The sequence below is a fragment of the Terrabacter sp. P2_E3 genome, from assembly GCF_056403915.1.
On sequence record NZ_JBFUEN010000003.1, the window covers coordinates 111,795 to 125,701 of the forward strand.

Annotated in this window: 13 protein-coding genes; 9 read left to right on the forward strand and 4 right to left on the reverse strand. The window is 73.0% G+C overall.

Annotated features, from left to right (window positions below):
- The first annotated feature begins 48 nt into the window (after positions 1 to 48).
- Together pdxY and AC1DW8_RS03780 are read left to right on the forward strand one after the other, a co-directional pair.
- Positions 49 to 897, forward strand: a complete 849-nt coding sequence (pdxY, locus tag AC1DW8_RS03775; protein WP_056775383.1) for a pyridoxal kinase PdxY — start codon at positions 49 to 51, stop codon at positions 895 to 897.
- 234 nt (positions 898 to 1,131) lie between these two features.
- The gene (locus tag AC1DW8_RS03780) at positions 1,132 to 2,400 is read left to right on the forward strand and encodes an ATP-binding protein (protein WP_478091983.1); all 1,269 of its coding nucleotides are present in this window, start codon (positions 1,132 to 1,134) and stop codon (positions 2,398 to 2,400) included.
- A gap of 3 nt (positions 2,401 to 2,403) precedes the next feature.
- Here the strand turns inward: AC1DW8_RS03780 and AC1DW8_RS03785 are convergent, their stop codons facing one another.
- Positions 2,404 to 2,988: a helix-turn-helix domain-containing protein gene (locus AC1DW8_RS03785; protein ID WP_056775029.1), complete on the reverse strand. Its 585-nt coding sequence runs from the start codon at positions 2,986 to 2,988 to the stop codon at positions 2,404 to 2,406.
- A gap of 48 nt (positions 2,989 to 3,036) precedes the next feature.
- Here AC1DW8_RS03785 and AC1DW8_RS03790 point away from each other — a divergent pair, with 48 nt between their 5' ends.
- On the forward strand, positions 3,037 to 3,948 hold the full coding sequence (locus AC1DW8_RS03790) for a class I SAM-dependent methyltransferase (protein WP_478091986.1): 912 nt from the start codon (positions 3,037 to 3,039) through the stop codon (positions 3,946 to 3,948).
- Between the two features lie 154 nt (positions 3,949 to 4,102).
- Positions 4,103 to 4,972, forward strand: coding sequence for a peptidase inhibitor family I36 protein (locus AC1DW8_RS03795; protein WP_478091988.1), 870 nt, complete (start codon positions 4,103 to 4,105; stop codon positions 4,970 to 4,972).
- Between the two features lie 60 nt (positions 4,973 to 5,032).
- Here the strand turns inward: AC1DW8_RS03795 and AC1DW8_RS03800 are convergent, their stop codons facing one another.
- Complete coding sequence (locus AC1DW8_RS03800; RefSeq protein WP_478091990.1) at positions 5,033 to 5,770, reverse strand: metal-dependent hydrolase; 738 nt, start codon at positions 5,768 to 5,770, stop codon at positions 5,033 to 5,035.
- Between the two features lie 124 nt (positions 5,771 to 5,894).
- Between AC1DW8_RS03800 and AC1DW8_RS03805 the strand changes: the two genes are divergently transcribed.
- The 3 genes from AC1DW8_RS03805 (at position 5,895) to AC1DW8_RS03815 (ending at position 10,090) form a co-directional block, all read left to right on the forward strand.
- The gene (locus AC1DW8_RS03805) at positions 5,895 to 6,674 is read left to right on the forward strand and encodes an HNH endonuclease family protein (RefSeq protein WP_478091992.1); all 780 of its coding nucleotides are present in this window, start codon (positions 5,895 to 5,897) and stop codon (positions 6,672 to 6,674) included.
- 332 nt (positions 6,675 to 7,006) lie between these two features.
- Positions 7,007 to 9,019, forward strand: a complete 2,013-nt coding sequence (locus AC1DW8_RS03810) for an acyltransferase family protein (protein WP_478091994.1) — start codon at positions 7,007 to 7,009, stop codon at positions 9,017 to 9,019.
- Positions 9,020 to 9,085: 66 nt separating this feature from the next.
- Complete coding sequence (locus AC1DW8_RS03815; protein ID WP_478091996.1) at positions 9,086 to 10,090, forward strand: YdcF family protein; 1,005 nt, start codon at positions 9,086 to 9,088, stop codon at positions 10,088 to 10,090.
- Between the two features lie 15 nt (positions 10,091 to 10,105).
- Here the strand turns inward: AC1DW8_RS03815 and AC1DW8_RS03820 are convergent, their stop codons facing one another.
- Positions 10,106 to 11,656 carry a fatty acyl-CoA synthetase gene (locus AC1DW8_RS03820; RefSeq protein WP_478091998.1) on the reverse strand — a complete coding sequence of 517 codons (1,551 nt, stop codon included), beginning with the start codon at positions 11,654 to 11,656 and terminating at the stop codon, positions 10,106 to 10,108.
- Entirely contained in the window at positions 11,653 to 12,468 is an 816-nt protein-coding gene (locus AC1DW8_RS03825; RefSeq protein ID WP_478092000.1) for an enoyl-CoA hydratase/isomerase family protein, read from the reverse strand. The genes AC1DW8_RS03820 and AC1DW8_RS03825 overlap by 4 nt, the downstream gene beginning before the upstream one ends.
- Before the next feature lie 107 nt (positions 12,469 to 12,575).
- Here AC1DW8_RS03825 and AC1DW8_RS03830 point away from each other — a divergent pair, with 107 nt between their 5' ends.
- On the forward strand, positions 12,576 to 13,175 hold the full coding sequence (locus AC1DW8_RS03830) for a sulfite oxidase-like oxidoreductase (RefSeq protein WP_478092002.1): 600 nt from the start codon (positions 12,576 to 12,578) through the stop codon (positions 13,173 to 13,175).
- Complete coding sequence (locus AC1DW8_RS03835; RefSeq protein WP_478092004.1) at positions 13,145 to 13,900, forward strand: ferredoxin reductase; 756 nt, start codon at positions 13,145 to 13,147, stop codon at positions 13,898 to 13,900. Before AC1DW8_RS03830 ends, AC1DW8_RS03835 begins: the two co-directional genes overlap by 31 nt.
- Positions 13,901 to 13,907: the final 7 nt, after the last annotated feature.

The following is a 13,907-nucleotide window of genomic DNA, read 5'->3' on the forward strand; positions in this document are numbered from 1 at the left end:
AGTATCACTAGAAATAGATCGTCAAGACAAGCGGCTAGGGTGGAGGCCGTGAAGATCCTGTCGATCCAGTCCCACGTCGCCTACGGTCACGCCGGCAACTCGGCCGCGGTCTTCCCGCTCCAGCGGCTCGGGCACGAGGTCTATCCCGTGCTCACGGTCACCTTCTCCAACCACACCGGCTACGGCTCGACGCGAGGCCCGCTCATCGCGCCCGCCGACGTCGCGGCCGTCATCGACGGCGTCGAGGAGCGGGGGGCCTTCCCGGCCATCGACGCGGTGCTCTCCGGCTACCAGGGCGCCGAGGCGGTCGGCGAGGTCGTCCTCGACGCCGTCGCGCGGGTCAAGGCGGCCAACCCCGCCGCGGTCTACTGCTGCGACCCGGTCATGGGCGACGTCGGCCGCGGCTTCTTCGTGCGCGAGGGCATCCCCGAGTACATGCGCGACCACGTCGTGCCGAAGGCCGACATCGTCACGCCCAACCTGTTCGAGCTCGAGTTCCTCGTCGGTCGCCCGGTGTCGACGCAGGCCGACCTCGTCGCCGCGGCGCGCGAGCTCGTCGCGCAGGGGCCGAGCGTCGTCCTCGTGACGAGCGCGCTGACCTCCGACACGCCTGAGGGCTCGATCCAGATGGCGTGCGTCACCGCCGACGACGCCTGGGTCGTGACGACCCCGATGCTGCCGATGACGGTGCGCGGCGGTGGTGACGTGACCGCTGCGGTCTTCCTCGCGCACTACCTGACGGACGGCCCGGAAGTGGCCCTGCGCCGCACCGCGGCGACGATGTATGCCGTGCTCGAGCGCACCCACGCGAGCGGCTCGGACGAGATGCTCCTCGTCGCCGAGCAGGACGCGATCGCGCACCCCGACGAAGTTTTTGAAATCTCTTCGATCAGTTGACCGTTTCGCCCCAGAGCGCGTTATAGTCGCAACGCGCCGTTCCGCATGACCACCCCTGACCGTGCGGAACGGCGCTTTTTCATGCCTGAATTCAGTGGAATCCGAATCAAATGACTTCGGTATCCATGGAGTCGGTGTCGGCCTCGCGCTCCGCCCCGGCGTTCGGACGACGCGCCGATCAGGGTCGATCGGGATGTCTCAGGTTTTCGGTAGAGATGCGTATAGCCTCCGATCGTGGACCCGATCACGAACCCGTACGCCCCGGGGGCGGGCCAGCGCCCGCCCGAGCTCGCCGGCCGTGACGAGCAGCTGCGCACCTTCGACGTCGTGCTCGAGCGCATCGCCCGCGGACGCTCCGAGCGCTCGATCGTCCTCACCGGCCTGCGCGGCGTCGGCAAGACCGTCCTGCTCAACGCCCTGCGCAGCTCGGCCGTGCGGGCCGACTGGGGCACGGGCAAGTTCGAGGCCCGCCCCGACCAGCGGCTGCGGCGACCGCTTGCCGCGGCCGCGCACCAGGCCGTGCGCGAGCTCGGTCACCCGCGCAGCGAGGACGTCGACCACGTGCTCGGCATCATCAAGGCCTTCGCGCTGCGTGACGCCCCGACGGGCGCGAAGCTGCGTGACAAGTGGCAGCCGGGCATCGATGTCCCGGCCGTCACCGGCCGCGCCGACTCGGGCGACATCGAGATCGACCTCGTCGAGCTCTTCACCGACATCGGTGGCCTCGCCGCCGACGTCGGCAAGGGCGTCGCCGTCTTCATCGACGAGATGCAGGACCTCGACCCGGACGACGTGTCGGCGCTCTGCGCGGCGTGCCACGAGATCTCGCAGTCGGGCCTGCCCGTCATCGTCGTCGGTGCCGGCCTGCCCCACCTGCCCGCGGTGCTCTCGGCCTCGAAGTCCTACTCCGAGAGGCTCTTCCGCTACTCGCGCATCGACCGGCTGCCTCGCGACTCCGCCGACCGCGCCCTCGTCGGCCCGGCCACCGAGGAAGGGTGCGAGTTCACGCCCGAGGCGCTCGACGAGATGTATGCCGTGACGGCCGGCTACCCGTACTTCATCCAGGCCTACGGCAAGGTCGTGTGGGATGTCGCGCCCTCCTCACCCGTGACCGCCCAGGACATCCGGGTCGCGGTGCCCGAGGCCGAGTCCGAGCTCGCCGTCGGCTTCTTCGGCTCACGCTTCGAGCGGGCGACGCCGGCCGAGCGCGAGTACCTCCGGGCCATGGCCGACGCGGCCCTCGTCAACCCGCCCGCAGGGGAGGGGGACGCGGAGGGGAGCGACGCAGCGATCGCGGACGAGACGGCATACGTCCGCGACGGGGTGACCGAGCGCGAGGCCGTGCCGACGTCCGCCGTGGCGGAGGTGCTGGGGCGCAAGCCGCAGTCGCTGTCGCCGGCGCGCGACGCCCTCATCAAGAAGGGCCTCATCTACTCCGGCGAGCGCGGCCTCATCGCCTTCACGGTGCCCCACTTCGGGCGGTACCTGCGCACCCAGTCCTGAGGGCTACGCGGGCGCCTCGCCCGCAGCGACGTCGAGGTGCGCGCGCCGTCCGTCCCGGTCGAGCACGAGGATGACCTCGACCGGCTCGTCGTCGGCGGTGATGGCGTGCGGGACCATCGTCGAGAACTGCGCCGACTGGCCCTCCTCGACGAGCACGACGCGCTCGCCGAGGTGCAGCCGAGCCGTCCCCGACAGCACGGTGAACCACTCGTGACCCGGGTGCACGCCGAGCCGGCCGCTGTGGCGCGTGGCCGTGATCCGCATCTTGGCCACGACCAGACCGTGCGGCTCGTCCTCACGCGTCAGCAACCACGTCGTGCGCCCCTGGGTCGTGTCCCGGCGCGGGTGGATGACGACGTCGTCGTCGCTCGCGAGGTCGACGAGCTCGTCGATGGTCGTGCCGAGCGCGCGGGCGATCGGACCGAGCTGGTCGATGGCGATCCGGCGGTGGCCCGTCTCGATCCGGCTCAGCGTCGACGGGCTGAGGCCGCACCGGCCGGCGAGGGCGTCGAGGGACCACCCGCGGGCGACGCGGAGGCCGCGGATGCGGGCGCGGATCACTGCGTCGAGGTCGAGTTCTTGCGTCATCGGCAAGATCGTATGCCGTGTGCGCAACGGTGTCCTACCGTGACACGTATGTCGCACGCACAGCACGGAGACGCCCCCGCCCACCACGGACACGGTGACCATGACGGCCACAGCCACGACGACCTGGCGTCCGAGGCCGAGGGCGCCGACCTGCTCGACCTCGACGGCGACGTGCTCCGGACCTACTGGGACGCGGCGCTCGACCGCGTCACCGCGGCCCTGGTGTCGTCGCCGGCCGACGAGCAGGGCGCGCCCGCCCGGGTCGTCGACCTCGGTGCCGGCACCGGCACCGGCACGCTCGGACTGGCCCGACGGCTGCCCGACGCCGAGGTCGTCGCCCTGGACGTCTCCGAGCTCGCCCTGGCTCGCGTCGACGCCAAGGCGCGGGCCGCCGGCGTGGGCGACCGCGTCCGCACCGTGGTGGCCGACCTCGATGCCGGATGGCCCGACCTGGACCCGATCGACCTCACCTGGGCCTCGATGTCGCTTCACCACCTCGCCGACCCGAACCGCGCTCTCTCCGACCTTCGTCGGATCACCCGCGACGGGGGTCTGGTCGCCGTGGCCGAGTTCGACGAGCCGCTGCGCTTCCTGCCCGACGACCTCGGTCTCGGCCGTCCCGGTTTCGAGGGCCGGGCGCTCGGCGTGCTCTCCGCCGTGCACGCCGAGGTGCTGCCCTCCATCGGCGCGTCCTGGGACGAGGTGCTCCGCGAGGCCGGCTGGACGGTGGTCGACGAGCACGACGTCGTCATCGACGAGCGCTCGCCGGACCATCCGCTCGCCGGCCGCTACGCCCGAGCCTGGTTCGACCGGCTCGCGCACGGCCTCACCGACCGGCTGGACGCCGAGGACCACCGCACGCTCGAGGCCCTGCTCGACGACGACGGCCTCCACGGTCTGCTCCACCGCACCGACCTGCACCTGCACGGCGTCCGCACGGTGACGATCGCGCGCCGCTGACCGGTCCCGGTCTGCCGGCGGCACGCCGATGGGGAGTGCTCCCCGCTTTCCGGCGCGCCGGCCGGGAGCGGCTGTCCTAGCGTCGGATCCGGGACGAACGTCGGGCGACCGCCCGACGGCCCGGGGGCCATGGCCCACGACGACAGGGGACACCATGAAGAAGACGATCGCGTCGGCCGCCGTCGCGGCCGCGCTCGCCGGGGCCGTCGTGGCTGCGGCACCCACCGCGCAGGCCGCCACGGCGCGCAACGGCGTCTGCGAGACGGGCGAGTTCTGCCTCTACTACAACTCCGGCAACGGCGGGTCGCTCGTCGACCTCGCGAACAGCCAGTCCGACTACGGCACCGGGTCCGGGTGCGTCACCTTCGTCTCGGCGGGCAACGGCCAGGGGCAGTGCGTCAAGAACAACGCCGCGTCGGTCTGGAACCGGGAGGCCGCCGTGGCGACGGTCTTCTACCGGAGCGGCTACTCCGGGGCCATCGACTCGGTCGACCCGGGCGTCATGGCGGACCTGCGTCCGGAGCTGAAGAACGAGAATGCCGGCCACATCGTCGGCGTCGCCACCAACGACGCCTTCGAGTACGGCGTCTACCACTCGGCGGGTGCTCGCGTGACGGCGTGGTTCGACGGCTACCTCAACACCCCGGGGCGACACGAGGGCATCGACGTCGCCTACCAGTCCGGCGCTGACGTCTTCGCCGTCCTCGGCGGCACCGTGACCCGGGTGACCGAGGGCAGCGACGCGACGGATGCGCTGTCCACGCTCGCGGTCTACAACGCCACCTACGACAAGACCGTCGTCTACCTCCACCTCAACCCGTTGGGCTTCGCGGTGGGACAGTCGATCTCGAAGGGCCAGAAGATCGGCGACGAGGCGGCTCGCGGCGCCCCTGCCACGCACACCCACGTCGAGATGCGCCCCGGGCGCCAGACCGCGGCGACCTTCAGCAGCGACACGACGCTCGTGAATCCGGTGCCCACCCAGTTCTGGATGGACCGCGGCTACAACGCCTGCTGCCAGTGACGCGTCGGGTGTGGCCGACGCGCTCGGCCACACCCGAGGCCGGCGCGTCAGCTGGGCGCCTCAGCGGGGGACGGCGAGCTGGACGGTGCGCCAGGTCGTCCGGAGTGCAGGACCGATGACGTCCACACCGCCGGCCATCGTCACGACGAGCCAGGCCGCCGCCACGGTGAGAGCCGGCCCGACGACGTAGCGCTCGACGGCGTGGTCGGTGCTCAGGGCCAGGTAGTTGTAGCGGTGTCCGTGCACCGGCCAGAAGAGCGGGCAGCCCTGCACCGTGGCCATGTCGCCGAGGAGGTGGACCACCACCCCGACCGCGACCGCCCACGGCACGACGTCGACGGGGAAGGAGTCGAGCACGGCGCCACGAGTCAGCATCGCGCCCATGAGCAGGCAGAGCAGGGTGTGGCCCACCGTCGCCCGGACCATCGTGACGCGCAGGGCCGCCGCCGCGAGGGCGAAGAGGAACGACAGGAACAGACCGAGGGGCAGGCCGCCGACGTTCGTCAGGTAGGCCCCGAGTGCGGTGAAGGCCGCCAGGCCGACGAGCGAGTGGGTGCCGTTGCGGTGCCCGCCACTGACCAGTCCCACGCACCAGGCGATTCCGGCCGTCAGCGGCCCGAGGGAGCGTGCCGGTGTCGCGTGCGCGTGGTCGATGTCCGGGAGCACTGCGGCGCCCGCCGCGGTCACGGCTGCGACCGGGACCGCCCAGGCCTCGACGGGGACGCCGTGGTCACGCAGCAACGGCGTCAGGGCGAGCACGGCCACCGCCCCGGACAGGGCATGAGTCCTACCGAGCACCGCGGGTCACCGATCGCACGACGGCAGACTCTAGCCAGCCGGCGCGGTGACGCCGACACCGGGGGCCAGCCGTCTCGGCGAGCCGTATGCCTCCCAATTCCATTGTGTGGCAAGGTTGCCGATCGTGCCTGCTCGCTCCTTGCCCCCGCTCCTGGCTGTTCTCGTCGCGGCGGGCGTGGCGCTGGCCGGCTGCGGCCTTCCGCTGCCGTCGCCCGGCGCCGGCTTTCCGCACGCCCCGACCCGCGTCGTGCCCGGCAGTGCGGCAGGCGGAGCCACCGCGAGCTCCGGGCCGTCCCCCGTCCCGCCCCTGACACCCGCGCTAGCGCGCGCGGCGCTCTCGACGCTCGACGGCCTCCCGGTCAAGGGCCGGGCCCCCAAGACCGGCTACGACCGGGACGCGTACGGCCCCGCCTGGAGCGACGACGTCGACGTGAGCCTCGGACACAACGGCTGCGACACCCGCAACGACGTGCTGCGCCGCGACCTCGTCGCCGAACGGTTGAAGCCCGGCACACACGGATGTGTCGTCGTCTCAGGCACGCTCGCGGATCCCTACACCGGGCGCAGCATCACCTTCGTCCGGGGACGCGCCACGTCGGCGAAGGTGCAGATCGACCACGTCGTTGCCCTCGGCGATGCCTGGGTCACGGGTGCGCAGCAGCTGACGGCGACCGAGCGCAGGACGCTCGCCAACGACCCGCTCAACCTGCTCGCCGTCGACGGCCCGACGAACAGCGCCAAGCGTGACGCGGACGCCGCGTCGTGGCTGCCTCCGAACAAGGCCTACCGCTGCACCTACGTCGCGCGTCAGGTCGCCGTGAAGTCGCGCTACCGCCTCTGGGTCACCGCGGCGGAGAAGGCGCAGATCGCTCGGGTCCTCGCCGGGTGCTCGCGAGCGCGCTGACTCCGGCTGACGCCTGGGAGGTGGAAGGGCCGGACCCCACCTGACTGCCAAGCCGTGAGGGAGGGGTGGAGTGGCAGTCAATCCCGGCCCTTCCAGTAGGACACGCTACGGGACGCGGGGTGCCCTGTGGGGGTGAAGATCCCCGTGAATCCTGTCGATTCGACCGGAAATGCGCCTTTCGTCGGGCTCGTAGGCGTCACATCCTCGGTGCACCGTTCTCCCGGAATCGCCCGAACCGCGTTCGCCGCGCACGTCGACCACCCGCGAGGCGGTGCGACCTAGCCTGCTGGCATCCGGGGTCCTCGGCATCCCGGCGACCTCTGGCGGACCCGATGCCCAGACCGACAGAACGCCCGACCGCCTACGTGCCGGGGCTCGACGGAGTGCGTGCCCTCGCGGTGGCGGCTGTCGTCGGCTACCACCTCGGTGTGCCGGCCCTTGGCGGAGGGCTGCTCGGGGTCGGGGTCTTCTTCACGCTCAGCGGCTTCCTCATCACGGGCGTCCTCGTCGCCGGGTGGGAACGTACGCGGACCGTCGGACTCAGCCGCTTCTACGTGCACCGGGCCCGTCGGCTGCTTCCGGCCGTCGTCGTGCTGCTCGTCGTCGTGTCGTTCGTGTCCGTCGTCACCCACCCCGACGCCGCGGGTGAGCGCCTGGCCGAGTCCGTGGCCGCCCTGCTCTACGTGAGCAACTGGAAGACGATCTCGGACGGCGAGTCCTACTTCCAGCGGTTCGGCGGGCCGGGACCCTTCGACCACCTCTGGTCCCTCGCGGTCGAGGAGCAGTTCTACGTCGTCTGGCCCGTGCTCATGCTCGGACTCCTCGTCGTCGTGCGGGGTCGGCTGCGTGGCGTGGCGACGCTGACGACCGCACTCGCCCTCGCGTCGTTCGTGCTCCTCTGGCTCCTCGCCGTGCCGGGCTTCGACAACACGCGGGCCTACGAGGGCACCGACGCCCGCGCCGGAGGACTCCTCGTCGGCGCCGCCGTGGCCCTCGTCTGGCGTCGCGGCTCACTGCCACCACTGCCCGAGCGGAAGGACCGTCGGGCTCTCGACGGCGTCGGCCTCGGCTGTCTCGTCGTCGTCCTCGCCCTCATGACGCTCACGGACGAGTACTCGCTGTCGCTCTACCGCGGCGGACTGCTCCTGCTGTCCCTCGCCACGGCCGGCCTCGTCGCGGTCGTGTCGCACCCGCGGTCACGACTCGGCCGCCTGCTCGGGGTCCGGCCCCTGCGCTGGGTCGGCGAGCGGTCGTACGGGATCTACCTCTGGCACCTGCCCGTCGTCGCCCTGACCGGCCCGGACGTGCTGCGGGGGCATCACGGGCTCAGGGGCGCGCTCCAGCTCGGGCTGACGCTGCTGCTCGCGACGCTGTCGTGGAACCTCGTCGAGGACCCGATCCGACGGCGCGGCTTCCGGCGCGCCCTCCGCCCGCGACGGCCGCGACCCGGCGACCTGCCGCGCGCCGTGCCGTCGATGCCGGCCGTCGCCGCTGGCACGATCGCCCTTGCCCTCGTCTCCGTCACCTCGCTCAGCGCGGCCGCGCTCGTCGGCGGGGGACGGGCGGACGACCGGGCGCTCGACCCGGGCGACCCGCCCGTGCCGCCGACGACCGCCGCGACCTCGACGTCCCCACCCGCGGCGTCAACGTCGCCGCCGTCCCCGACCTCACCGACGTCCACGACGTCACCGACCGCGCCGCCCTCGCACCCTCCGGCGCGGACGTCGTGCACGTCCCTCGTGCACATCGGGGACTCGACGTCCGTCGGTCTCGTCGACCCGGCATACCAACCCCGTGCGTCGACGCGGCTGCCCGCCCAGTACGCCCGCGTCGGGGTCACGAGCTTCGTGCCGGACATCCTCGGCGCGCGCTCGATCGTCGAGACGTTCCGGGGGCAGCCGAACGCCGAGAGCGCCGTGACGTCACGGACCACGCAGGGGTATGCCGGGTGCTGGGTCCTCGCGATGGGCACCAACGAGGTCGCGAACCAGTACGTCGGGGGTGTCGTGCCGCTCGCCGACCGGATCGACCTGCTGATGCGGCCGATCGGCAACCACCCGGTGCTGTGGCTGACGGTGCGCACCACCGACACCTCGGGGCCCTACGCCGACCGTGAGATGGAGAAGTGGAACGCGGCCCTGCTCGACGCGTGCAGCCGCTACCCGACCATGCGCGTCTACGACTGGCGCACCGAGGTGCACCGGTCGTGGTTCGTCGACGACGGGATCCACTTCACGACGCGGGGCTACACCGAGCGCGGCAAGCGCATCGCCGACGCGCTGGCCCGGGCCTTCCCGGCCGCAGGGGCGCCGGCCCCCGGCTGTCTCGTGCAGTCGGGAGACTGACCGGCCGGGACGCCCCGGCCACCAGCCGGTTTCGCGACGAGGCCTCCGGGAGGGCATGCTCGTCGCATGCGCCCGGCCCTCGACCTCCTCCTCGTCGTGGCGCTCCTGGGCCTCGCGGTCCACCTCGCGCGTGCCGACCCGCGCCGATGGCGGATCGGGGTCCTGCTCCTCGGCGCCCTCTGGGCCGTGCTGTCGGCGGTCGGGGTGGACGTGCTCGTGCTCCCGCAGGTCCTCTCGGTCGTGCTGGGACTCCTCTTCGTCGGCAACGGCCTGCGCCTGCTGCGCCCGCAGGGCCGGGGTCCGACCAACGTCCTCGCGCTGCTCCTCGGCATCGCGATCCTGACGGCGACGGCCGTCGGGACGGGTGTCGTCGGCTCCGGTGCCGCCGGCGCGATCGCCGCCGTCCCGACGGGGCCGGAGGTCCTCGGGATCGTCGTCCTGCTCCTGCCCGGCTACCCGGCGCTCGCCTTCGGCAGCTTCGCGCTCTACTGCCTGACCTACCGGCGCCACCGCGCCCGCGCCGAGCCGGCGGCGGTCGTCGTCCTCGGCTCGGGACTCGTGGGCGGCACGGTGCCGCAGCTGCTCGCCCACCGGCTCGACGCGGCCGCCGACGCGTGGCGCGCAGAGCGCGACCGCGGCCACGAGTGCCTCCTCGTGCCGAGCGGCGGGCAGGGCGACGACGAGCCGATGTCCGAGGGGATGGCCATGACCGCGTACCTCATGGCCCACGGCATACCCCAGGCGTCGGTCGCGACCGAGGACCGCGCGACGACGACCGAGGAGAACCTGCTGCTCTCACGCGAGATCCTGCGGTCGCGCGGGATCGGCGACGCCGGGCCCCTGCGCGTCGTGACGAGCAACTACCACGTCGGCCGCGCGGCGCTGCTGGCCCGGCGCCTCGGCATCGACGCCGACGTCACCGGCGGCCCGACAGCCTGGTACTTCGTGCCGAGCGCCTTCGTGCGCGAGTTCCTCGCCGCGCTGACGCTCCACCCGCGCACCAACCTCGCGGGCCTCGGCGTGTGGGCGGCCTGGACGGCCTGGCTCGCGTATGCCGTCCTGCCCGTCTGAGGGCGCCGCGCGCGGTCACGACGTGGCTGGCCCCTGAGCCAGGTCGTCACGCAGCACTCGCTTGAGCAGCTTGCCGCTCTGGTTGCGGGGCAGCTCGTCGACGAAGTGGATCGCCTTGGGCAGCTTGAAGGGCGCGAGGCTGGCGCGGGCATGGTCGACGAGCTCGGTCTCGGTCACCGTCTGTCCGTCGCGTAGGACGACGACGGCGGTGACGGCCTCGACCCAGCGTTCGTGCGGCGTTGCGATGACGGCGACCTCGGCCACGGCAGGGTGGGTGTAGAGCGCGTCCTCGACCTCGCGGGAGGCGACCATGACGCCGCCGGTGTTGATGACGTCCTTGATGCGGTCGACGACGGTGAGGTAGCCGGCGTCGTCGCGGGTGACGAGGTCGCCGGAGTGGAACCACCCGTCACGGAAGGCCTCGGCCGTCGCGTCCTGCTTGTTCCAGTAGCCGGTGCACAGCTGCGGCGATCGGTAGAGCAGCTCGCCCGACTCCCCGGCGGGGACGTCGGTGCCCTCGGGGTCGACGACGCGTGCCTCGACGAAGAGCACGGTGCGGCCACACGCCTCGGGTCGCTCGGCGTGCTCCTCGGGCCGCAGCACCGTGGCGAGCGGGCCGATCTCGGACTGACCGAAGCAGTTCCAGAAGCCGAGCCCGGGCAGGCGCTGCTGGAGCCGGTCGCGCACCGGGACCGGCATGATCGACGCGCCGTAGTACGCCTTGCGGAGCGAGCCGAGGTCGGCGGTCTCGAGCGCCGGGTGGTTGGAGAGCGGTACCCAGACGGTGGGGGCGAGGAAGAGCGAGCCGATGCCGTGGGTGGCGACCCGCTCGAGGATCGTCGCGACGTCGGGGCGGGGCAGCAGGTGGTTCGTCGCCCCCACGGCGAGGTAGGGCAGGAGGAAGACGTGCATCTGGGCCGAGTGGTAGAGCGGCATCGAGTGGAGTGGGGCGTCGTCCTCGCGCAGGTCGAGGCCGACGATGCACGAGACGTACTCGTGGACGAGGGCCCGGTGCGTCATCATCGCGCCCTTGGGCTGGGACGTCGTGCCCGAGGTGTAGAGCAGCTGGACGAGGTCGGTGTCGCGCGTCCCGACGTCGAGCGTGGGCACATCGCCCTCGCTCCACCGCGGCAGCACGGCGTCGTCCCCGCCGTGGAGCAGCAGCACCTGCTCGAGGTCGGTGTCGGCGCGCACGGCCTCGACGCCGTCGCGCAGCGCCACGTCGACGAGCGCGACGCGCGCGCCCGAGTCGCGCAGCAGGTAGGTCAGCTCGGGGCCGGTCAGCGCGTAGTTGACGGGGACGTGGACGAGGCCCGCGCGGGCACAGCCGAGGTAGGCGAGCAGGTAGGCGTCGGAGTTGACCCCGACCGTCGCGACGCGGTCGCCGCCGGCGAGTCCGAGACCGAGCAGGTGCGCGGCCGCGCGGGACACGGCGGCGTCGAGGGCGGCATACGTCCACGTGCGGTCGTCGAAGACGAGCGCGACCCGGTCCGGATGGCGCGCGGCGCTGCGGCGGACGACGCCGTCGACGGTGCTCGAGGTGATCTGCGCGGTGCTGACGCTCATGGGGTGTCTCCGGGGTCGGGGCGTTCGCGAGGTCGGTCGGGTCGGTGGGCGGGCGCGGCGAAGGACTCGAGGAGGGCTCCCGCCTCGGCGCCCCCGGCGAGCCGCGCGATGGTCGCGGCCTCGTCGGCGAGCTGGACGTCATACGGGCGCTCACCCGCGAGGCGCAGCAGGCGGGCTGCCTCGCCGACGGCCTCGCGGGGGAGGGCGGCGATCGCGGCGACGACCTCGCCGGCGCGGGCGTCGAGGTCCGGGGCGGGGCACACCTCGGTGACGAGTCCCCAGTCGAGCGCGGTCGCCGCGTCGATGGGGGTGCCGGTCAGCAGGAAGAGGGCGGCCCGGCGCGCGCCGACGGCGGCGGGCAGCAGTGCGCTGACGCCGCAGTCGGGCGACAGGCCGACGCTGGGGTAGGCCGCGACGAACGTCGCGTGGTCGGCCGCGAGGACCACGTCGGAGGCGAGGACGAGGCCCACACCGGCGCCCGCGGCGGCGCCCTGGACGACCGCGACGACCGGGACCGGCAGCGCGCGCAGGGCCGTGAGCGTCTCGTGCAGGATCCCCGCCAGCTCGGCGACGAAGGCCCGGCGCTCGGGTGCCGCGGCCATGGCGCGCACGTCGCCGCCGGCGCAGAAGAGCCGGCCGTCGGCCCGGAGGACGACGACGTGCACCGGCCCGGCGGCGCTCGCGACCGCGCCGACCGCGTCGCGCAGCGCGATGGCGGTCGGCAGGTCCACGGCGTTGCCGGCGTCGGGTCGCGCGAGCCGGATCGTGGCCACGCCGTCCGACACCGACAGCATCGGCACCGTCGTCGTCACGGGGCTCATCCTGCCCCGCCGGAGCCGTCCTGGGGAGGGGTGGCGCACGGAACGACCGGTCGCGTATGCCGTCCGGCGTGGTCGGCAGCCCCGTACAGTGACTGGGCATGGACTTCGTGACACGAGGGTTCCAGGGTCGGCCACGCGGCCGCGACGACCGGCTGCCCCCGGGCCAGTACCTCACCGGTGACTTCCCGGTGCTCTCGGCGGGCCCCACCTCGAACGTCGACCACGACGAGTTCGAGCTGTGGGTCGCGACGGAGGACGGCACCCGCCACACGTGGTCGTGGGCCGAGCTCATGGCCCTCCCGGCCGAGAACGTGACCGTCGACATCCACTGCGTCACGAGCTGGTCCAAGCTCGACACCGAGTGGCGCGGCGTCTCGCTCGACACCCTCCTCGCCGACGTCGAGACGGCCGCCGACTTCGCGATGGTGCACAGCTACGGCGGCTACACGACGAACCTGCCGCTCGAGGACCTCCTCGACGGACAGGCCTGGGTCGCGTACGGCTACGACGGCGACGACCTCCGACCCGAGCACGGCGGTCCCGCAAGGCTGCTCGTCCCGCACCTCTACTTCTGGAAGTCGGCCAAGTGGGTGCGCGGCATCGAGCTGATGCTCGAGGACTCACCCGGCTTCTGGGAGCAGCTCGGCTACCACGACTACGGCGACCCATGGCGCGAGCAGCGGTACCAGGGGGACTGAGTGCCCGGCGCGCGTGGCGGGAGGCCACGCTCGTCGAGCGACGTCCCGAGACCGACAGCGCAGTGACGCTCGTCCTCGACGTCGACGGGTGGCCCGGTCACCTGCCGGGTCAGCACGTCGACGTGCGGCTCACCGCGCTCGACGGCTACACGGCGACCCGGAGCTACTCCGTCTCGGCGCCCGAGCGCGGTGACCGGGTCGAGCTGACCGTCCAGCGGGTGCCGGACGGGGAGGTCTCGACCTTCCTCGCCGACGGTCTCGCGGTCGGTGACGCCGTGCGCGTGCGTGGGCCCGTCGGTGGCTGGTTCGTCTGGCGCACCGGGCAGCCCGGGCCCGTGCTGCTCGTAGCCGGCGGCTCCGGCGTCGTCCCCCTCATGGCGATCCTGCGGGCCCGCGGGCCCGGCGCACCGCCCTTCCGTCTCGTCTACTCGGTCCGCGGGCCCGACGACGTCATCTACCGCGACGAGCTCGCGGTGCTGGCCGCCACGGACGGCGTCGACGTCCGGCTCGTCCACACGCGCCGGGCCCCCGACGGTGACGACCGCCCGGTCGGCCGGCTGCGCGAGTCGGACCTCGCCGCGCCCGGCTGGACGGGGGAGGACGCACCCACGTGCTACGTGTGCGGGCCGACCGGCTTCGTCGAGGGCGCTGCCGACCTGCTCGTCGCGCTCGGCCACGCGGCCGACCGCATCCGGACAGAGCGATTCGGGCCGAGCGGCCCGTGAAGGAGGA

Coding starts and splice junctions, on each gene's coding strand:
- AC1DW8_RS03790 (WP_478091986.1), top strand. CDS start 3,037: ATGTCGCACGCACAGCACGGAGACGCCCCCGCCCACCACGGACACGGT.
- AC1DW8_RS03830 (WP_478092002.1), top strand. CDS start 12,576: ATGGACTTCGTGACACGAGGGTTCCAGGGTCGGCCACGCGGCCGCGAC.
- AC1DW8_RS03810 (WP_478091994.1), top strand. CDS start 7,007: ATGCCCAGACCGACAGAACGCCCGACCGCCTACGTGCCGGGGCTCGAC.
- AC1DW8_RS03820 (WP_478091998.1), bottom strand. CDS start 11,656: ATGAGCGTCAGCACCGCGCAGATCACCTCGAGCACCGTCGACGGCGTC.
- AC1DW8_RS03835 (WP_478092004.1), top strand. CDS start 13,145: ATGGCGCGAGCAGCGGTACCAGGGGGACTGAGTGCCCGGCGCGCGTGG.
- AC1DW8_RS03815 (WP_478091996.1), top strand. CDS start 9,086: ATGCGCCCGGCCCTCGACCTCCTCCTCGTCGTGGCGCTCCTGGGCCTC.
- AC1DW8_RS03795 (WP_478091988.1), top strand. CDS start 4,103: ATGAAGAAGACGATCGCGTCGGCCGCCGTCGCGGCCGCGCTCGCCGGG.
- AC1DW8_RS03785 (WP_056775029.1), bottom strand. CDS start 2,988: ATGACGCAAGAACTCGACCTCGACGCAGTGATCCGCGCCCGCATCCGC.